Source organism: Enterobacter sp. 4974935, assembly GCF_058661735.1.
On the sequence record NZ_JBZWGT010000003.1, the window covers coordinates 1,065,093 to 1,084,877 of the forward strand.

Sequence of the window (19,785 nt, forward strand, 5' to 3'; positions counted from 1 at the left end):
ACAGCTTAAGAAAAAAACGGTATCAGGAAATCATTTAGCTTTACATAACCAGCACGTGCTTCAGCGTTTCTTCATTTTCGGCTCATAAGAACCTTAGGGAGGGTATTCAGAATGAGCGCGCTGGCGTTTAACACCGCCTGAATCGTAACCATCTGAATCCAAAAGGGCTTCTTTAATGAGAAACTGCAAACTGCGTCACAGGTTCCCCCGTTCACTCATCGGTCGCAGCGTGAAAAGCATCCTGTCGGGGGCCGTCCTGGCGTTACTGGCTACCCCGGCGCTGGCGGCCGGGCAGCGCCAGGGCAACGTGTTAACCCTGGGGGGCGGCGTGGATGTTGCGCCACGCTATTCCGGTTCGGATAAGAGCCGCGTTACTGCGGCTCAGGTGGTTGATTACGCGATGGCAAATGGGTTCTTTATCAGTACCACCCGCGGGCTCGGCTACGGCAACCGCGTTGGCAACCTGGATTACAGCGCTGCGCTGAGCTATCGCGCAGGACGTAAGGATCGCGACGTAAGCAGCGATTCAATCGCCTCCGGCAGCGACTACCTGCGGGGGATGGGTGACATCAAAGGCTCGGCCGTCGTTGTGCCGGGGCTGGGGTACAGGATAACTGACTGGCTTAACGTGCAGCTGCAGGCTGAGGTCCCGGTTTCGGAAAGAGACAACGGTGAGGCTGTGCACTTTGGCATTGCCAGCCCGCTCTACACCTCTCCTGAAAACTCGGTGACGCTGGCGCTGACCGGCAGCTGGGGATCCAGCAAGTACATGCAAACGTACTACGGGGTCAGCGCCGCCCAGTCGGCCGCATCGGGATTTGCCCGACATGATGCCGGATCGGGCATATACGCCTATTCGCTGAACCTGGACTGGACCCATAAGCTCACCTCCCGCTGGAGCCTGCTTGCTGCTGCTGGCGTTATGCAGCTGACGGGAGAGGCGGGCGATAGCCCCATTGTTCAGCGAAAAACGTCTCCTGTGGGAAGTTTGAAGGTGACGTATAGCTTCTGATGGTTCAGTGAGGGCGAAGGCGCGTTTGTGACAAAACCGCACATAACCCCGTTACAGGAGCCGGAAGTACATAAAGCCCGCAGGATGGCGTGGCCCGAAGTCGGACCGTTCATCATGCGGGCTTTTTTTATCACTGTTGTCCCGATAACGCCTGTTCAATCGTACGGGTAACAACGTCCGGCTGGCTGACCATCGATACATGGCTTGCCGCAACCTCCGTGGTGTTGGCGTTGATTTTCTTCGCCATTGCGCGCTCAAGCTCAGGATTGATCATCCGGTCATTTTTGCTGACCACATACCAGCTCGGTTTGTCATGCCAGGCGGCATGCGCGACTTTCTCCCCAAACGCATTGGCCTTAATGGGGCTCTGCGTCGCGGCAATCACGCTGCGCTCAACGTCCTTCACGTCAGGGGCAAAATTCTCGCTGACCGCTTTTGTCGGCAGATATAAATACCCCTCTGCCGTTTTAGCGAGGCTGGCGCTCCCTGGCGGATCAGGGAAGCTATTTGCCAGTTCTGCCGTCGACTGGCCGGAATCCGGCGCAAAAGCGGCAACGTAAACCAGTGACTTCAGCGGGCATTGTTTCCCGCCTCGCTGATTACCGTCCCGCCCCAGGAGTGACCGACCAGCACCACATCCCCATGAGCCCGGGCAATAGCACGCTGCGTGGCGGCGACATCATCTTTCAGAGACGTGAGCGGAAGTTGTACCGCAATGACCTCGGTATGGTGTTTTTGCAGCCGGGTGATCACCTTATTCCAGCTGCTCCTGTCGGCAAACGCCCCGTGCACCAGCACCACGCTGGCTTTCGTCTCTGCCAGCGCGCTGGTGGAAACCGCCAGCAGCGCCGCTGTTAATACAGACAATGCTTTCATAACAGGCTCCTTAAAAGTGATGAACCGCCGCGTGGGGCGGTACGGTGAATTCAACGGTTTTATGGTCGATGGGCTTATGCGTCGGGTCGGCAACGATGATGGTTACCTTGTGTTTCCCGGCGGGCAGCCCGACCAGGATCACCGGCTCGCCGCTGGTATCAGCCCAGTGCCAGGGCGCGTCATCCACCACTACGTGAATATGGCCGATACGCGGAGTGACTTTCAGCGCGTCGGGTCCAAATACAGGTTCAATGCGCAGGTTTTCGACGCGGTACTGAATAAAGACCGCACCTTTACTCAGCGGTCCCGCCAGCGGTGGGTCGACGATCAGTTTTGCTGGCGGCTGGGGTTTTTCCTGCGGCGCTACGGCGGCCGGGCCATTAACATCACCGGCGCTCAGGCCATCCAACGGTGCGGCCAGTGCGCCAGCAAAGGACGTCAGCGCAAATACAGGAAGCAGGAAATATCGACGAATCATCTGTGGCTCTCCTCATCAGTTTATTATGGCGAGGGACACAGAAGACCATTTTTATGTATCGGGGATGTTTGCTTTTGCGGGTGTTTTGTACCTGTTTGTCAGCGTAGCGCTCGGGATACAGTGCGATACAGTTTGTCTGCCTGGAGCGAACACGCTTTAGCGCTCGGGCGAATCCACTACAAGACCTGATTGCTGCGACTGAATTTTGTCCTGATGGTGATACCAGGCGCCAATGGAGGAATAAACAAAGCGGCCAAAGAAAAACAGGAAACTGATGAGCAGTATGATGCGGGTCATCCGGGTGTTAAATCGATGTCGTTTTCGCATACGCGTAGCCTGACTCACTTTCTTTTCCTGAGTATACCCTTTTGGGCGATACGGCTATTAAGGCACAGCCGCAAGTCGGGGTCAATTCAGCGAAATGTAAAATACCGTCAATGCTTACATTAATTTATGTTATTAAAAACAACGCTTTTATTTATCGCATTGATAATTACAGGAAAAATATTCAAATAAAACGTAAGAAATGTTTATTCAGATAAATTAATTTGATTTAGGTCAACGGCATCTCGTCGTTGATATTTAAAATCCCACCTCCACTGTGCTTGCCAGGAATTTTCCGGGCATCGTGTACGTCAGGTTGGATGCCTGTCTTCATTTACCCTCTGGAGCGCAAGGGTTGTAAACGAGCATCTATGAATATTCACCACATCCTGAAGCAAAATAAAGACCGCTGGTGGGCACTTCCTCTTATATTACCCGTCGTGTTACTCCCGGTGCTTAGTGTGGCTAATACCTTAACGCAGCTGGGCGACGGTATCGTTGCGCTCTATTATCTCCCGCTCTCCTTTCTGCTGACGCTGATGTTGTTCTTTGGCCTGGAAGCCCTTCCCGGAGTGGTGGTGTCGCTGTTTTTACGTTATTACCCGTCCGTTGGGCTGTTTGAAACCGTGACCGGCATTCTACATTTTATCGTCCCCCTGGTGCTCAGCTGGGGCGGTTACCGCGTGTTTGCGCCCCGACGCAATATGACCGCTTACGGTGACATACGCCTGATGGGGCAACGTATCTTCTGGCAGGTGTTTTGCCCGGCAACGCTTTTTCTGGTGCTATTTCAGTTTGCGGTTTATCTCGGGGTCTATGAGAGCCGCCAGAGCCTTGCAGGATTGAATCCCCTCAATATTCGGACCCTTATTAACTATCAGGGGCTGCTGGTGAGCGGGCTGACGGGTGTGCCGCTAAGCTACCTGCTGATCCGCCTGATACGTCATCCGCGCTATTTCAAGGGACTGATGTCCCAGCTCCGCACGCAAATAGACAAAAAGGTGACGGCCGTTGAGTTTGTGGTGTGGTTTTTAGCTCTGGGAGGGTTGCTGGCTATGCTGCTGCTGCCCATGAATGAAAACAGTTCCATTTTCAGCACCAACTACACGTTGTCACTGCTGATGCCCGTGATGCTCTGGGGGGCGATGCGCTTTGGCTACAAGCTGATGTCAATCATCTGGACGCCGGTCCTGCTGGTATCGATTCACTTTTTTTATCACTACATTCCGGTGCAGGGGGGTTATGGCATTCAGCTGGCGATCACCTCATCCAGCTATCTGGTCTTTTCCTTCGTTGTGACGTACATGTCGATGCTGGCGACACGTCAACGGACCATCAATATTCGCTCCCGCAGTCAGGCTTTTCTCGATCCGGTGGTGCATATGCCCAACCTGCGGGCGCTGTCGCGAGAGCTGGCCAGTAACCCCTGGTCGGCGCTCTGTTTACTGCGCGTGCCCGAACTGGAAGTGCTGGGGCGTAATTACGGCGTACTGCTACGGATCCAGTATAAGCAGCAGCTGGCGCAATGGATAAATGGCACCCTTCAGCCAAAAGAGCAAGTCTATCACCTCACCGGATATGACATGGCGGTGCGACTGGAGGCGGAGTCGCATCAACAGCGCATTGAGACGCTGGACGAGCATATTAAGCAGTTTGTTTTTATCTGGGATGGTATGCCGGTGCAGCCTCAGGTTGGCGTGAGCTACTGCTATGTACGCTCACCCGTCAATCACCTCTATCTGGTGCTGGGGGAACTGGGCATCGTGGCTGACCTCTCCCTCTCAACGAATCACCCGGAAAATCTTCAGCAGCGCGGGGCTGTTCACTTGCAGCGTAGCCTGAAAGATAAGGTGGCGATGATGAGCCGTTTGCAGACAGCGCTGGAGCAGAACGCTTTTAGCCTGTTAGTTCAGCCCGTTCGCGGCCTGCGCGGCGATCATTACCACGAAGTGCTGCTGCGAATGCGTGATGATAACGGGGCGCTGATCTTTCCCGAGCAGTTCCTGCCCATAGCACAGGAGTTTGGTTTATCGTCGCGTGTCGATTTATGGGTACTGGAGCGTACGTTGAGTTTCCTGGCACAGCACCGCCAGCGTTTGCCGGGCCAGCGCTTTGCCATCAACCTCGCACCTTCTACCGTCTACCGGGCGCAGTTCCCGCTTGAAGTGAGCCGCCTGTTAGCCAGATATGCCGTTGAAGCATGGCAGCTGATCTTTGAAGTGACCGAAAGTAGCGCCTTTGGTCATGCGGATCTGGCGGCATCCACCCTCAGGCAATTGCAAAAAATGGGAATACGGATCGCCATTGATGATTTTGGCACCGGCTACGCCAGCTATGCGCGGTTAAAAAGCGTGGACGCCGACATTCTCAAAATCGACGGCGGCTTTATTCGCAATATTGTCAGCAACAGTCTGGATTACCAGATCGTGGCATCCATTTGCCATCTGGCCCGGATGAAGAAAATGCTGGTGGTGGCGGAATGTGTGGAAACAGAAGAGATACGTAGCGCGGTGCACGCGCTAGGTATCGATTATGTGCAGGGCTACTTGATTGGATTGCCAGTTGAGCTTGATACGTTGCTCGAAACACAGCCTTCTCAGGAGAACGCCTTAGCCGTTACGCTGCCGCCTCAGAACTCTCTTCTTCAATCTTCAACAGCCAGCCGGTGACCGCTTCCCAGTACTGTTGCTCTTTTTCCAGATCCAGCAGCACCAGCGCGTTCTGGCTAAACCAGTCGTGCGGGAAGCTCAGCGTCCAGTGATAGTCATCCGTTTTAAGCTTCAGTGTCGGCGGCGTGGTGGTCGCCTGTCGCTGATTATTGAGCAGCACGCCCAGGCGCAGAAGCTGAATGAGTGGCAGGAACTGCTTTTTCTTAAATAGCGTAAAGCGCGGCAGATCGTCGAGCTTGATGGCTTTGCGGTGATAGCGCACCAGCGTCGCCATCATGGTTTGCTGCTCCTGGTTGAAGCCAGGCAGATCGCTATTTTGCAGAATATAGGCTGAATGACGATGCATTCCGCTGTGGTTAATGTTCAGCCCCACCTCATGCAGCATCGCGGCCCATTTTAACAGCGCGGCCAGCTGCGGATGCGCCAGCTTTGGATTCTGCTCCTCCCACTGCTCGTACATCTGAACCGTGGTTTCCAGCACCCGTTTCGCCTGTTCGCGGTCGATATTGTACTGGTTGGCAAGGCTCTGCGCGGTGCGGCTGCGAATATCCTGATGACGGAAACGGCCTTCCATCTCATACAGCACACCTTCGCGCAGGGCGCCGTCAGAGAGGCGCAGCTCTTTGATCGCCAGCGCGTCAAACACGCCGCAGAGGATCGCCAGCCCCGGTACGAACACCGCTTTACGCTCGTCGGACAAGCCCGGCAGACTCAGGGCGTCGAAGCTCTTGTGCTTAAGCACCTCTTCGGTGAGTTTCACCAGGCGCTCAGGCGTAATAAACCCGTCCTTTTCACCCATCGCCAGCAGCACTTCATGGGCCGCTTTAATCGACCCCGATGCGCCCAGCGCCACGTTCCAGCCCTGAATACGATACTGCCAGGCCAGATTTTCCAGTTTTTGCACGGCGGCCATGCGCGCGCGCTGGAAGTTTTCGCGGGTGATGACGCCGCCCGGAAAATACATTTGCGCGAAGCTGACGCAGCCCATACGGCGGCTTTCAACCAGACGCGGCTCGAAATCTTCGCCAATCACCAGTTCGGTTGAGCCTCCGCCGATATCAATCACCAGCTTGCGGCCTTTTTCCGGCTGCGTATGCTCCACGCCCATAAAAATCAGGCGCGCTTCTTCGTTACCGGAGATGATCTCAATCGGGTAGGGGATAACCTTTTCCGCGCGCTTAAGAAATTCCGGCGCGTTCAGCGCCTGGCGTAGCGTATGCGTCCCGACGATGCAGACGCTGGACGGCGAAAAGCCTTGCAGACGTTCTGCGAACAGCGACAGGCAGTTAAGCCCGCGCTCCATTGCCTCTTCGCTCAGCATGTTACGCGCGTCGAGCCCATCGGCCAGATGCACGCGCTGCTTCAGACGACCGATGATCTGCATCGCGCCATCCACCTCGCGGGCGATGACCATATGGAAACTGTTTGAGCCAAGATCGACCGCAGCGAACTCCTGCGGGCGTGGGGTATTATCGTTTATTGGCATAGGTTAATCGGGTTGCTCAAGTGATTTGATGTAATCGTAAATCGCCAGCTGCGACCGCACTTTACGGCGATTGCCGCGCGGTACATAGCGATTACTGAGTTCTTTGTCGATATAACGTGCTTTCACCGTATCGCTGAACAGGATCTCGATAATGTCCAGGATACGCTGCTTCAGGCGAGGATCCAGCAGCGGTGCCGCCACTTCAATACGGTAATCAATGTTACGCGTCATCCAGTCGGCGGACGAGAGGTATACGCGCTTATCACCGGCGTTATCGAAAATATAGACGCGATCGTGTTCAAGATAGCGATCCACAATGCTGATCACGCGGATGTTGTCGCTGATGCCTTCCAGTTCCGGAATGAGCGAGCACATGCCGCGAATGAGCAGATTTACCGGAACGCCGGAGCTGGAGGCCGCATACAGGCGATCCACCAGGCCTTTGTCCACCAGATTGTTGAGCTTCAGCGTGATGCCGGACGACAAGCCGTTCTGCGCATTGGCAATCTCTTTGTCGATCATATCGTACAGCAGGCGCCGTGAGTTCTGCGGTGACACCAGCAGATAATCGAAGCTCACCGGGCGGTACGGGTTCTCAATGAAGTTGAACACCCGACGCACTTCGTTGGTGATGCGGGCATCGGCAGTCAGCAGTGAATAGTCGGTGTAAATACGCGCGGTTTTCTCGTTAAAGTTCCCGGTACCGATATGGGCGTAGCGCACCACATCGTCGCCCTCTTTACGGGAGATCAGGAACAACTTGGCGTGAATTTTCAGCCCCGGCGCGGAGAAGATGACGTGCACGCCCGCTTCCGTCAGTCGGCGCGCCCAGTGGATGTTGGCCTCTTCGTCGAAGCGAGCCTGGAGCTCAACCACCACGGTCACTTTCTTGCCGTTGTGCGCTGCGTGGATCATCGCATCGATGATGCGGGAATCTTTCGCCACGCGATAAATGTTGATTTTAATCGCCAGCACGTTCGGATCGAACGAGGCCTGACGCAGCAATTCCAGCACGTGTTCAAAGGTGTGATACGGATAGTAGAGCAGCACATCCCGCTCGCGGATGGCATCGAACCCGTTGCGGAATTTATCGAACCAGATATGGCGCAGGCGCGGCAGCGGTTTGTTTACCAGATTGGCTTTGCCGACGTTCGGGAAGCCAATGAAATCTTTAAAGTTGTGGTAACGCCCACCGGGGATTATGGAGTCGTAGCGGGAGATGGTCAGCTTATCGCGCAGCATCTCCACCATCGCGTCCGGCATATCGCGCTGATAGACAAAACGCACCGGCTCTGCCGTCAGGCGCTGCTTGAGGCTGGAAGACATCAGCTCCATCAGGCTGGCCTCCATCTCATGCACCAGATCGTACTCGGCGTCACGGGTCATCTTCATCGAGTAGGCGTTGAGCGCGTCGTAATCGAAGAAACCTTTGAAGATATCGTCCAGACAGTAGCGCAGAATGTTATCCAGCAGGATCATCGGCTTACGTCGGCGCGGGGTTTCCGGCGGCAGATTTACAAAGCGCGGGACTTTATCAGACGGTATTTCCAGCAGCGCGTAGTTAATGGTCTCACCACGAATGATTTCTACCGCCAGATAGGTGTAATCATCTTTCAGGAACTGCACCAGATCGGTTTCACGGTTGATCAGAATCGGGGTGATATGCTGGCGCAGATAGTGTTTGAAATAGTGGCGCAGCCAGTTTTGCTGATTCGCGGAGAGCTGGCGTTCGTTGATCAGGAAGATTTGGTTGCGTGCCATTTCCAGCAGCAGCTCGTTATAGAGGCCATCAAATTCCTGATCGGCTTTCATGACGCGAGACTGGATTTTTCCAAGCAGATGCCGCGAGTGGGAGTTTAAGCCCTGTTCTTCGCTGATGATGATTCGGCGTTTCAGTTCGGCGAAGCGAACCTTGTAGAACTCATCCAGATTGTTGGAATAGATGCCTAAAAAACGCATACGCTCAATCAGCGGGTTACTTTTATCGGCCGCTTCCTGAAGTACACGTTCGTTGAATGCTAACCAGCTTAGCTCTTTCTCGATATATAACTTTTCCTGACCCATTACAGCTCACACTCCAGTTCAATCACAGGACGTGGTAAATCCGTCTCGTCCTTATTATGGCGAGCATTTCCACGATATGTCCAACAGTGCCAGAAAAGTATGACAGTTATTTTTTTTGTTGGGGATTTTAGGGGGTTGGAGAAGGGAATATCGGGTAATGCAATATGTAGGTCGGGTAAGCGCAGCGCCACCCGACAGAACAAACTACTCTTCAGCCGCATGACCCTGCGGGGGCAACTTCACGCCGTCCAGCCAGGCGGCACCGTCGCGCATCTCAAGACGGCCGTCAACAAACCAGCTTACCACCAGCGGATAAATGGCATGTTCCTGAGCCTGTACACGTTCGGTCACGTCGTCTTCGTTGTCACCGTCAAAGACCGGTACTTTTGCCTGCAAAATGACCGGACCGCCGTCCAGCTCGTCGGTAACGAAATGCACGGAGGTACCATGCTCCTCATCGCCGTTCTCCAGCACCTGACGATGGGTATGCAGGCCAGGATATTTCGGCAGAAGAGAAGGGTGGATATTCAGCAAACGTCCGTTGTAATGCGCGACGAAGGCCGGGCTCAGGATACGCATGTAGCCCGCCAGCACCACCACGTCAGGCGCGTAGGCGTCAATCTCCTGCACCAGCTCACGGTCAAAGGCTTCACGCCCGGCGAACTGGCTGGCTTCCAGCGCGTGCGCAGGAATGTTCGCTTCCCGCGCGCGCTCAAGGCCGAACGCATCGGCCTTGTTGCTGAATACTGCCCGAATGGTGCCATTGATTTTCTTCTGTTTGCAGGCGTCTATGATTGCCTGCAAATTGCTTCCGTTGCCGGAAATGAGCACCACGATGTTTTTCATTCAATGACCACACGCTGTTCGGAATCGGAAGCTTTAATCGTACCGATTTTCCACGCGTTTTCACCTTTTTCTGTCAGCAGCTTAACCGCTTTATCCGCTTCGCTGGCGGGCAGGGCGATAACCATGCCCACGCCGCAGTTAAAGGTGCGGTACATTTCATGCTCGCTCACGTTGCCTGCGGTTTGCAGCCAGTTGAAGACGGACGGCCACTGCCATGAGGAGGCGTCGATCACCGCCTGGGTATTGTCCGGCAGCACGCGCGGAATGTTTTCCCAGAAGCCGCCGCCGGTAAGGTGAGCGATGGCGTGCACGTCAACGTTCTCAATCAGCTCCAGCACGTTTTTCACGTAGATGCGGGTCGGGGCCAGCAGGTGATCGGCCAGCGGTTTGCCGTCCAGCTCGGTGGTCAGCGGGTCGCAACCGCTCACTTCGAGAATCTTACGCACCAGAGAGTAGCCGTTGGAGTGCGGACCGCTGGAGGCCAGCGCAACCAGCACATCGCCGTCAGCCACTTTGCTGCCGTCGATAATTTCTGATTTTTCTACCACGCCGACGCAGAAGCCTGCGACGTCATAATCTTCTCCGTGATACATGCCAGGCATTTCAGCGGTTTCACCGCCGACCAGCGCACAGCCGGATTGCAGACAGCCTTCGGCGATACCGTTAATGACGCTGGCTGCGGTATCCACATCCAGCTTGCCGGTCGCGTAGTAATCCAGGAAGAACAGCGGCTCAGCGCCCTGTACCACCAGGTCGTTGACGCACATCGCCACCAGATCAATACCAATCGTATCGTGACGGTTAAGATCCATCGCCAGGCGCAGTTTTGTACCGACACCATCCGTACCCGAGACCAGCACAGGTTCACGATATTTTTGCGGCAGCGCGCACAGTGCGCCGAATCCACCCAGGCCACCCATCACTTCCGGGCGGCGGGTTTTTTTCACCACACCTTTGATTCGGTCAACCAGCGCATTACCTGCGTCAATATCAACACCGGCATCTTTGTAGCTGAGAGAAGTTTTGTTGGTCACGGCTTAAATCCCCACGCGATTGCATAGCTAGTAAGAAAAATCGGCGCAATTCTAACAGTCCAGGCAAACGTTTGCGAGCCTATTCTCGGCGCGGGGATCTTTTTTTCTGTGCGGACTGTCCAGGGCAACAAACTTGACTCCGTTCACGAAAATGAAACCGGTTTCGGCGATCTGCTTGCAACGGATATCCCCTTTGCACATCATCAAAATGAAACCGGTTTCTGTAACTGTTTTTGCAGAAAATAACGCAGAATGAGGGAAAGCGAATGTCAGGATTTAAAGCAGGTTTTCTGTGGGGTGGGGCCGTTGCGGCGCACCAGCTTGAAGGCGGCTGGAAAGAGGGCGGCAAGGGCGTGAGCGTTGCCGATGTCATGACGGCAGGCGCCCACGGGGTACCGCGTGAAATCACCAACGGCGTGCTGGAGGGGAAAAATTACCCAAACCACGAAGCCATCGACTTTTACCACCGCTATAAAGAAGACATCAAACTCTTTGCCGAGATGGGGTTCAAATGCTTCCGCACCTCCATTGCCTGGACGCGTATCTTCCCGAAAGGCGACGAGCTGGAGCCGAACGAAGCGGGACTCAAATTCTATGACGATCTTTTCGACGAGTGCCTGAAGCACGGCATCGAGCCGGTGATCACGCTTTCCCACTTCGAGATGCCTTTCCACCTCGTAACGGAATACGGCGGCTGGCGTAACCGTAAGCTGATCGACTTCTTTGTCCGCTTCGCGAAGGTCGTTTTTGAGCGCTATCAGCATAAAGTGAAGTACTGGATGACCTTTAACGAGATCAATAACCAGGCCAACTTTCACGAAGACTTTGCGCCGTTTACCAACTCCGGGCTGAAATATGCCCCGGGAGAAGATCGCGAGCCGGTGATGTTCCAGGCGGCGCACTATGAGCTGGTGGCCAGCGCCCTGGCGGTGAAAGCGGGGCGCGAGATCAACCCGTCACTGCATATCGGCTGCATGATTGCCATGTGCCCCATCTATCCGCTGACCTGTGCCCCGGACGACATGATGATGGCGATGAACGCCATGCATCGCCGCTACTGGTTTGCCGACGTTCACGTGCGCGGCAAGTATCCGCAGCATCTGCTCAATTACTTTGAACGTCGCGGCTTCGCGCTGGATATCACCGAAGAAGATAAAGTGGCGCTGACGCAAGGCTGCGTGGATTACATCGGGTTCAGCTACTACATGTCGTTCGCCACCAAAGCGACGGCGGATAATCCGACGCTGGATTATGACGAGAGCAAGAGCCTGGTTTCTAACCCGTACGTGCAGAAATCGGACTGGGGCTGGCAGATCGATCCTGTCGGGCTGCGCTACTCTCTGAACTGGTTCTGGGATCACTATCAGCTGCCGCTGTTTATTGTGGAAAACGGCTTTGGCGCGATCGACGTGCAGGAGAGCGACGGCACGGTGAACGACCAGTACCGCATCGACTACCTTTCCGCCCACATCCGCGAGATGAAAAAAGCGGTGGTGGAAGACGGCGTGGATCTGATGGGCTATACCCCGTGGGGCTGTATCGACCTGGTCTCTGCCGGCACTGGCGAGATGAAGAAACGCTACGGCTTTATCTTTGTCGATAAAGATAACGAAGGTAACGGCACGCTGAACCGCAGCAAGAAGAAATCGTTCGACTGGTATAAGCAGGTGATTGCGAGCAACGGCGATAACCTGTAATTGTCGGGTGGCGCTTACACTTACCCGACCTACACTACACGTAGGCCCGCGTAAGCGCAGCGCCACCGGGCAAGACCCCGCACCCAAACCGGAGCCCAGCCTCCGGCTTTTTTGTTTTTGATTGATGTACATCAAGCAACATGGGTATGGCGCAATCCGAAAAAAGCGGTATAATCCCGCGATTTTTTTGCGGATGCCACCTCAGAGGAGAAAGAGAATGAAGATTGTGGAAGTGAAACACCCACTCGTTAAACACAAGTTGGGCCTGATGCGTGAGCATGACATCAGCACGAAGCGTTTTCGCGAACTGGCTTCTGAAGTGGGTAGCCTGCTGACCTACGAAGCGACCTCTGATCTGGAAACGGAAAAAGTGACCATCGAAGGCTGGAACGGCCCGGTACAGGTTGAGCAGATCAAAGGTAAAAAAATTACCGTGGTGCCAATCCTGCGTGCGGGTCTGGGCATGATGGAAGGCGTGCTGGAGCACGTCCCAAGCGCGCGTATCAGCGTGGTAGGTATCTACCGTAACGAAGAGACGCTTGAGCCGGTCCCATACTTCCAGAAGCTGGTCTCTAACATTGATGAGCGTATGGCGCTGGTAGTTGACCCGATGCTGGCGACCGGTGGTTCGATGATCGCCACCATTGACCTGCTGAAACAAGCAGGCTGCAGCAGCATCAAAGTGCTGGTGCTGGTCGCGGCGCCGGAAGGTATCGCGGCGCTGGAAAAAGCGCACCCGGACGTTGAACTCTATACCGCGTCTGTCGACCAGGGACTGAACGAGCACGGGTACATTATCCCGGGGCTCGGCGATGCCGGCGATAAGATTTTTGGGACTAAATAATCGAATAACGATAAAGAAGCCGACTTTGATAGTCGGCTTTTTTTTGAATAAAAACCAACAATGACACTCAGAGGAAAACACTATGACGCGCCGTGCTATCGGGGTGAGTGAAAGACCGCCGCTTTTACAGACAATCCCGCTTAGTTTGCAGCACCTGTTCGCCATGTTTGGCGCAACCGTGCTGGTGCCAATCCTGTTTCACATTAACCCGGCTACCGTGCTGTTGTTTAACGGCATCGGTACGCTGCTTTACCTCTTCATCTGTAAAGGCAAAATCCCGGCCTATCTCGGGTCGAGCTTCGCGTTTATCTCCCCGGTACTGCTGTTGCTGCCGCTGGGTTACGAGGTCGCGCTGGGCGGCTTTATCATGTGCGGCGTGCTGTTCTGCCTGGTCTCCTTCATCGTGAAGAAAGCGGGTACCGGCTGGCTGGACGTGATGTTCCCGCCTGCGGCAATGGGGGCAATCGTTGCCGTCATCGGCCTGGAACTGGCGGGTGTCGCGGCGAACATGGCTGGGCTGCTGCCTGCGGACGGTCAGTCACCGGATTCTAAAACCATTATTATTTCGCTGGTGACGCTGGGCGTGACGGTTTTCGGTTCCGTCCTGTTCCGCGGCTTTATGGCGATTATCCCGATCCTGATCGGCGTGCTGGCGGGTTACGCGCTCTCCTTCGTGATGGGCGTTGTGGATACCACACCGATTGCCGAGGCACACTGGTTCGCGCTGCCGACCTTCTACACCCCACGCTTCGAATGGTTTGCTATCTTCACCATTCTGCCTGCTGCACTGGTGGTGATTGCTGAGCACGTTGGCCACCTGGTGGTGACGGCGAACATCGTGAAGCGTGACCTGATCCGCGACCCGGGCCTGCATCGCTCCATGTTTGCCAACGGTTTCTCCACCATCATCTCCGGTTTCTTCGGCTCCACGCCAAACACGACTTACGGGGAGAACATCGGCGTAATGGCGATCACCCGCGTCTACAGCACCTGGGTTATCGGCGGCGCGGCGATCATCGCTATTCTGCTCTCCTGCGTCGGCAAACTGGCGGCGGCGATCCAGATTATCCCGGTTCCGGTGATGGGCGGCGTTTCCCTGCTGCTTTACGGGGTGATCGGTGCGTCCGGTATTCGCGTGCTGATTGAATCCAAAGTGGATTACAGCAAGGCGCAGAACCTGATCCTGACCTCCGTTATCCTGATCATCGGCGTGAGCGGCGCGAAGGTGCACATCGGCGCGGCAGAGCTGAAGGGTATGGCGCTGGCGACCATCGTCGGCGTGGGCCTGAGCCTGATTTTCAAGCTGATCTCGGTCATTCGTCCGGAAGAAGAAATCCTGGACGCTGACGATAGCGAAAAAGCACCACATTGATCCTTTAATCGGGCGGACGATCCGCCCGGTTCTCTCCTTGCTGGTTCCGTGTTAAACTCCATTCCGATTTTATGTAAGATCTCTGGTTGAGGTATTTCTGAACGGACCGGCACAGCTCTCTCTGCCACTTTATCTCCCTGACGACGAAACTTTCGCGAGTTTCTGGCCGGGTGATAACCCCTCTTTACTGGCTGCACTGCAAAACGTGCTGCGCCAGGAACACAGCGGATACATCTATATCTGGTCACGCGAAGGCGCGGGACGCAGCCACCTGCTGCATGCCGCCTGTGCGGAACTTTCGGCGCGCGGTGACGCGGTAGGCTATGTGCCGCTGGATAAACGCACCTGGTTTGTGCCTGAAGTGCTGGAGGGCATGGAACATCTCTCCCTGGTCTGCATCGATAATATTGAATGCGTGGCGGGAGACGAGCCGTGGGAAATGGCGATCTTTAACCTCTACAACCGCATTCTGGAGTCGGGCAAAACCCGGCTGCTGATCACCGGCGATCGTCCGCCGCGTCAGCTCAATCTGGGGCTGCCGGATCTGGCGTCTCGTCTGGACTGGGGGCAAATCTACAAGCTGCAACCGCTGTCGGATGAAGACAAACTCCAGGCACTTCAGTTGCGCGCCAGACTGCGCGGATTTGAACTGCCGGAAGACGTAGGGCGCTTCCTGCTCAAGCGTCTGGATCGGGAGATGCGCACGCTCTTTGATACGCTCGATCAGCTCGATCGCGCCTCCATCACCGCCCAGCGCAAGCTGACCATTCCGTTTGTGAAAGATATTCTTAAGCTGTAGTTATGCCGGGTGGCGGCTGCGCCTTACCCGGCCTACATATGGCACCCGTAGGCCCGGTAAGCGCAGCGCCACCGGGCTAAAGATCCCCCATCAGGTGCTCAACCAGCAGCGGAATCGGTCTTCCCGACGCCACGCTTCTGCCGTTCTCACGCCACAGCGCCGTCCCGCTGATATCCAGATGTGCCCATGGGATCGCCGGCGGACAGAAGTGATGCAGCAGCCACGCCGCCGAGGCGCTTATCGCCGCATTGTTAGTCGGCGTATTGCACAGATCGGCAATCGCGCTGTCGGTCTGCTTTTTCAGCCGTGCGTCCAGCGGCAGAGACCACACCTCGTCACCGCTCCGTTTACCTGCCTGCGTCAACGCGGCGCGCAGCGGTTCATCCTGGGTCATCAGCCCGCTCAGCTCATACCCCAGCGCTTTCACCACTGCGCCCGTTAAAGTCGCCATATCAATGATGTAGCGGGCCTGCGGGTACCGCTGGCTGGCCCAGGCAATGGCGTCAGCCAGCACCAGCCGGCCCTCGGCATCGGTATTATTGATTTCAACGGTGGTGCCGTTACAGGCTGTTGCCACCGTGCCGGGCTGCATGGCGTCGGGGCCGATGGCGTTTTCCGCCAGCGCCAGCACGCCCATGATGCGCACGGGTAATTTCAGCTCCGCAACGGTCAGCATCAGCCCCAGTACGTTGGCCGCGCCGCACATGTCATATTTCATGCGGCAGAGACCACACCTCGTCACCGCTCCGTTTACCTGCCTGCGTCAACGCGGCGCGCAGCGGTTCATCCTGGGTCATCAGCCCGCTCAGCTCATACCCCAGCGCTTTCACCACTGCGCCCGTTAAAGTCGCCATATCAATGATGTAGCGGGCCTGCGGGTACCGCTGGCTGGCCCAGGCAATGGCGTCAGCCAGCACCAGCCGGCCCTCGGCATCGGTATTATTGATTTCAACGGTGGTGCCGTTACAGGCTGTTGCCACCGTGCCGGGCTGCATGGCGTCGGGGCCGATGGCGTTTTCCGCCAGCGCCAGCACGCCCATGATGCGCACGGGTAATTTCAGCTCCGCAACGGTCAGCATCAGCCCCAGTACGTTGGCCGCGCCGCACATGTCATATTTCATGGTGTACATGCCCGCGCCTTCCTTCAGCCACAGGCCGCCGGTGTCAAAGGTAATGCCTTTTCCCACGTAGCAGCGTATCGGGCCGTCGTTGGCACCATCATAATGAATAGCCAGCAGACGCGGCGGGCAGGTCGCCCCTTTGCCAACGGCGTGCAGCAGTCCAAGACCCTGCTCAGCAATATCTTTTTCGTTCAGCACCTCGCAGCGCAGGGCAGGGCTGGCGGCACACAGTTTTTGCGCCTCTTCCACCACAAACTGCGGCGTGCAGCGGTCGGACGGCATATCCGCCAGACGTCGCGCCGCGATCATGCCGAGCGCAATGGCCTGCTGCTGGCGGAAGGTCGTCTCCAGCTTCGCCTGCTGTTCCGGCAGGCAGAGGGCAGTGATGCAGGTAAGACGCACCGCTTCGTCCGTCTTCTTCAGCTTCAGGTCACTGAGCCTGTGCGCCTGATTAAAGAGAAAACGCAGCACCTGCGCCAGCACCACATCGTCGATATCCGTCACGTCCAGCACGAGTTCGGCGCTGGCGGGGGCGGTAAGCAGCGGTCGCAGGGCGGTGAGCAACCCTTCGGTCAGGGCGTCATGCCATAGCGCGTCCGGCAACAGAGTAATGCGCGCAAACGGCGCGCAGCCAAAGCGCGTGTCCGCGACGGTGCTCTGCTGGCGCATTTCAGCGATAAGAGCGCTATCCGGTAACAGGGAACTGTCAGCGCGCGCAATCAAATGGCTGTTCGGCTTCGCGTCTGAAAGCGCGTTGATAAACTGGTAAGTGATCATCATGATTCCTCAATCGGCGCGCGGATCCGTGCGGCATAGGCCTGCATCCACTCCTCATCTACCGCGTGATAGTGCGTTTTCTCCCGCAGGCGTTCAGTACGAAAAACGGTGAGGGGCTGGCGAGCCGTCGCCACCACGAACGAGAAGGTTTTTATGTTAGTCGCGGCGCCAAATTCTCCTTTGCTGTTCATGCACACCACGGAGAGATCGCCCGCGCGACCGAAGCGCGACATCAGCTTGTCTTCCAGTTCGAATACGACTGAATCCGCCGCCTGCTGCGGCGTCATCCCTTGCGCCATCCGGCGAACGATTTCGTAGCTGGTACAGCCCTTCATCAGGTCTTCACCGACGCCTGTGGCGGTGGCCGCGCCGGTTTCGCTGTCGCAGTAAAAGCCGGAGCCGATGATGGGTGAGTCACCGAGGCGACCGCGTTTTTTCATAAACAGGCCACTGGTGGAGGTGGCGACGCTCATCGAACCCTGTTTATCAAGGCCAATGATGCCGACGGTGTCATGTCCGTCGTAGGGGCTTAACCCCTTATCCAGCGTTTCGCGGCAGCGCTTGCGGTAGTGCTGCATGGCGCGATCCGTGAGCATGGTTTTGTCGGCAAAGCCCTGGCTCAGCGCCCATTCGCGCGCGCCCTGGCCGACCAGCAGGCTGTTATAGCGTTGACGGCTGAGCGCGTGCGCCACGCGCACCGGGTTGGCGATATCCACCAGATTCCCCACGGCGCCGAACGCCAGCGTGTCGCCGTCCATATAGGCCGCGTCCAGCTCCACCTCGCCGTTTTCGGTCGGCAGGCCACCGTAGCCGACGGATTTATACAGCGGAAAGTCTTCCACGGCAGCGACGGCATCGACCACCGCCGAAGCGACCGGTTTTCCCGCCGCCAGGGCAGACGCGGATTCCGTTACCCCTTCAAGTGCCATTCGCCAGGTTGCGATAATTCCCCACATGCTTTACTCCTGTTTTGCAAGGGTGGTGTCGGGTTGCGTAGCGGTAGTCAGCTCCGCGGCGCGGTACTGTTTATCCAGGATACGCATAAAAGGCAGGTACAGCATGGCGCCAATCAGCAGGTTGATCAGCTGCATCACGCTGCCGCTCAGGTGCCCGGTGACGATAAAGCCGCTGATAACCGGCGGCAGCGTCCAGGGAATAAACACCCCGGTGGTGACGGCGACCGCGCCAATTTTCATCGCCGCATACTGCACGGTGACCAGCACCAGCGGCACCAGATTAAACGGGATGAGCATGATCGGGTTCATGATCACCGGCAGGCCAAACAGGATCGGTTCGTTGATGTTAAACACCGAGGCACCCGCACCGAGGCGCGCCACCTCTCGCATGTTTTTGCTGCGGGCGAAAATCAGCATCGCTATCACCAGCGACAGCGTGGCGCCCGCGCCGCCCATCCAGATCATGTCAAAAAACTGTTCGGTGATGATGTGCGGCGGCGTCGTTCCCGCCTGGATCGCGGCGATGTTGTCGGTCTGGTTTTCCATCCACAGTGGACGAATAATGCCGTTGATCATCGAACCTGAGTTAATGCCCACTGACCACAGAATGGTGATGCTGAATACGGTCATCAGCGCACCGAAATAAGAGGTACCGTAGTGGCGCACCGGGGTGGCAACCACTTCATAAATAAACTGGTGGATGGTGTGGTAGTGGGTGTTTTCAAATATGATGCGGATAATAAGCACCAGAATCATCACCAGCAGGGCCGGGATCAGCGCCGCGAACGACTCCTGCACCGCCGGAGGTACGCCGTCCGGCATTTTAATGACCAGCTTTTTGCGCTTCAGCCAGCAGAACAGTTCCGTCCACAGCAGGGAACCGATCATCGCCACAAACAACCCTTTGCTGCCAATCCACTCCACCGGCATCACGGTAATGCCGCCGTTTTCCGCCACTTTGATAAAGGGCGTCAGGATCAGGAAGGCGACCAGCGCCAGGATGCCGCAGGAGATGCGGTCCTCGCCATAGTGCTCAGCCAGGCGGTAGGCCACCAGGAAGCTGATAAACAGCGACATGGTTGAGAATACCGCGTTGAATGGAATCTCTATAATCGCACTCCAGCTCTCACCAAAGGCCTGAGACATAAACTGCTGATAGGCCTGATTCGGGAAGGAGGAGATCACCAGCAGGATGGAGCCGACGATGATAAACGGCATGAATGAAACGTAGGCCCCACGAATGGCCCCAAGATGACGCTGCTGGGCCGTTTTCGCCGCCAGCGGCATCAGTTTTGCTTCAAGAAATCCCAGAACATTGTTCATTGTGAACTCCGTACAAGATTGAGAGGTGTTGTTTATGTTATGTCTGTGGATTATCAGTGAAGCGCGGCGAGCGAAAGGTGAAATCGGTCACAAAGCATTCGCTGCTC

15 protein-coding genes and 2 pseudogenes are annotated in these 19,785 nt (G+C 56.2%); 6 read left to right on the forward strand and 11 right to left on the reverse strand.

What is annotated here, in order from left to right; genetic code table 11:
• The first annotated feature begins 175 nt into the window (after positions 1-175).
• Positions 176-1,012: a MipA/OmpV family protein gene (locus AC4OVS_RS06310; protein ID WP_491922267.1), complete on the forward strand. Its 837-nt coding sequence runs from the start codon at positions 176-178 to the stop codon at positions 1,010-1,012.
• 130 nt (positions 1,013-1,142) lie between these two features.
• Here the strand turns inward: AC4OVS_RS06310 and AC4OVS_RS06315 are convergent.
• The 3 genes and pseudogenes from AC4OVS_RS06315 to AC4OVS_RS06325 all read right to left on the reverse strand — a co-directional run bounded on the left by AC4OVS_RS06315 (position 1,143) and on the right by AC4OVS_RS06325 (position 2,693).
• Positions 1,143-1,888 (reverse strand): annotated as a pseudogene (locus tag AC4OVS_RS06315) (alpha/beta fold hydrolase).
• Between the two features lie 10 nt (positions 1,889-1,898).
• Positions 1,899-2,366 carry a DUF6130 family protein gene (locus AC4OVS_RS06320; RefSeq protein ID WP_045308561.1) on the reverse strand — a complete coding sequence of 156 codons (468 nt, stop codon included), beginning with the start codon at positions 2,364-2,366 and terminating at the stop codon, positions 1,899-1,901.
• A 156-nt stretch (positions 2,367-2,522) separates the two neighbouring features.
• Positions 2,523-2,693, reverse strand: coding sequence for a YfgG family protein (locus tag AC4OVS_RS06325; protein ID WP_017383512.1), 171 nt, complete (start codon positions 2,691-2,693; stop codon positions 2,523-2,525).
• A gap of 368 nt (positions 2,694-3,061) precedes the next feature.
• Between AC4OVS_RS06325 and AC4OVS_RS06330 the strand changes: the two genes are divergently transcribed.
• Complete coding sequence (locus AC4OVS_RS06330) at positions 3,062-5,359, forward strand: EAL domain-containing protein (RefSeq protein ID WP_421767542.1); 2,298 nt, start codon at positions 3,062-3,064, stop codon at positions 5,357-5,359.
• Here AC4OVS_RS06330 and ppx read toward each other — a convergent pair.
• The 4 genes from ppx to purM form a co-directional block, all read right to left on the reverse strand.
• A complete protein-coding gene (gene ppx / locus AC4OVS_RS06335; RefSeq protein ID WP_003860570.1) occupies positions 5,307-6,845 on the reverse strand; it encodes an exopolyphosphatase in 1,539 nt (512 codons plus the stop codon). The genes AC4OVS_RS06330 and ppx overlap by 53 nt on opposite strands.
• Before the next feature lie 3 nt (positions 6,846-6,848).
• The gene (gene ppk1, locus AC4OVS_RS06340) at positions 6,849-8,909 is read right to left on the reverse strand and encodes a polyphosphate kinase 1 (protein ID WP_006811494.1); all 2,061 of its coding nucleotides are present in this window, start codon (positions 8,907-8,909) and stop codon (positions 6,849-6,851) included.
• Between the two features lie 204 nt (positions 8,910-9,113).
• The gene (purN, locus tag AC4OVS_RS06345) at positions 9,114-9,755 is read right to left on the reverse strand and encodes a phosphoribosylglycinamide formyltransferase (RefSeq protein ID WP_023300681.1); all 642 of its coding nucleotides are present in this window, start codon (positions 9,753-9,755) and stop codon (positions 9,114-9,116) included.
• Complete coding sequence (gene purM, locus AC4OVS_RS06350) at positions 9,752-10,789, reverse strand: phosphoribosylformylglycinamidine cyclo-ligase (RefSeq protein WP_491922268.1); 1,038 nt, start codon at positions 10,787-10,789, stop codon at positions 9,752-9,754. Before purM ends, purN begins: the two co-directional genes overlap by 4 nt.
• A 266-nt stretch (positions 10,790-11,055) precedes the next feature.
• Here purM and AC4OVS_RS06355 point away from each other — a divergent pair, with 266 nt between their 5' ends.
• The 4 genes from AC4OVS_RS06355 to AC4OVS_RS06370 all read left to right on the forward strand — a co-directional run bounded on the left by AC4OVS_RS06355 (position 11,056) and on the right by AC4OVS_RS06370 (position 15,501).
• Positions 11,056-12,486 carry a 6-phospho-beta-glucosidase gene (locus AC4OVS_RS06355; RefSeq protein ID WP_126490525.1) on the forward strand — a complete coding sequence of 477 codons (1,431 nt, stop codon included), beginning with the start codon at positions 11,056-11,058 and terminating at the stop codon, positions 12,484-12,486.
• 217 nt (positions 12,487-12,703) lie between these two features.
• Complete coding sequence (gene upp / locus AC4OVS_RS06360; protein WP_022648979.1) at positions 12,704-13,330, forward strand: uracil phosphoribosyltransferase; 627 nt, start codon at positions 12,704-12,706, stop codon at positions 13,328-13,330.
• Between the two features lie 82 nt (positions 13,331-13,412).
• Complete coding sequence (uraA, locus tag AC4OVS_RS06365) at positions 13,413-14,702, forward strand: uracil permease (protein ID WP_022648978.1); 1,290 nt, start codon at positions 13,413-13,415, stop codon at positions 14,700-14,702.
• A gap of 97 nt (positions 14,703-14,799) precedes the next feature.
• Positions 14,800-15,501: a DnaA inactivator Hda gene (locus AC4OVS_RS06370; RefSeq protein ID WP_211482948.1), complete on the forward strand. Its 702-nt coding sequence runs from the start codon at positions 14,800-14,802 to the stop codon at positions 15,499-15,501.
• 76 nt (positions 15,502-15,577) lie between these two features.
• Here the strand turns inward: AC4OVS_RS06370 and AC4OVS_RS06375 are convergent, their stop codons facing one another.
• The 4 genes and pseudogenes from AC4OVS_RS06375 to celB form a co-directional block, all read right to left on the reverse strand.
• The gene (locus AC4OVS_RS06375) at positions 15,578-16,219 is read right to left on the reverse strand and encodes a leucyl aminopeptidase family protein (RefSeq protein WP_491922269.1); all 642 of its coding nucleotides are present in this window, start codon (positions 16,217-16,219) and stop codon (positions 15,578-15,580) included.
• Position 16,220: 1 nt separating this feature from the next.
• A pseudogene (locus AC4OVS_RS06380) lies at positions 16,221-17,399 on the reverse strand (leucyl aminopeptidase family protein); the annotation flags it as partial.
• Positions 17,399-18,355, reverse strand: coding sequence for a glycosylasparaginase (locus tag AC4OVS_RS06385; RefSeq protein WP_023306684.1), 957 nt, complete (start codon positions 18,353-18,355; stop codon positions 17,399-17,401). The gene AC4OVS_RS06385 and the pseudogene AC4OVS_RS06380, both read right to left, overlap by 1 nt.
• A 3-nt stretch (positions 18,356-18,358) precedes the next feature.
• On the reverse strand, positions 18,359-19,678 hold the full coding sequence (celB, locus tag AC4OVS_RS06390; protein ID WP_022648975.1) for a PTS cellobiose transporter subunit IIC: 1,320 nt from the start codon (positions 19,676-19,678) through the stop codon (positions 18,359-18,361).
• Positions 19,679-19,785: the final 107 nt, after the last annotated feature.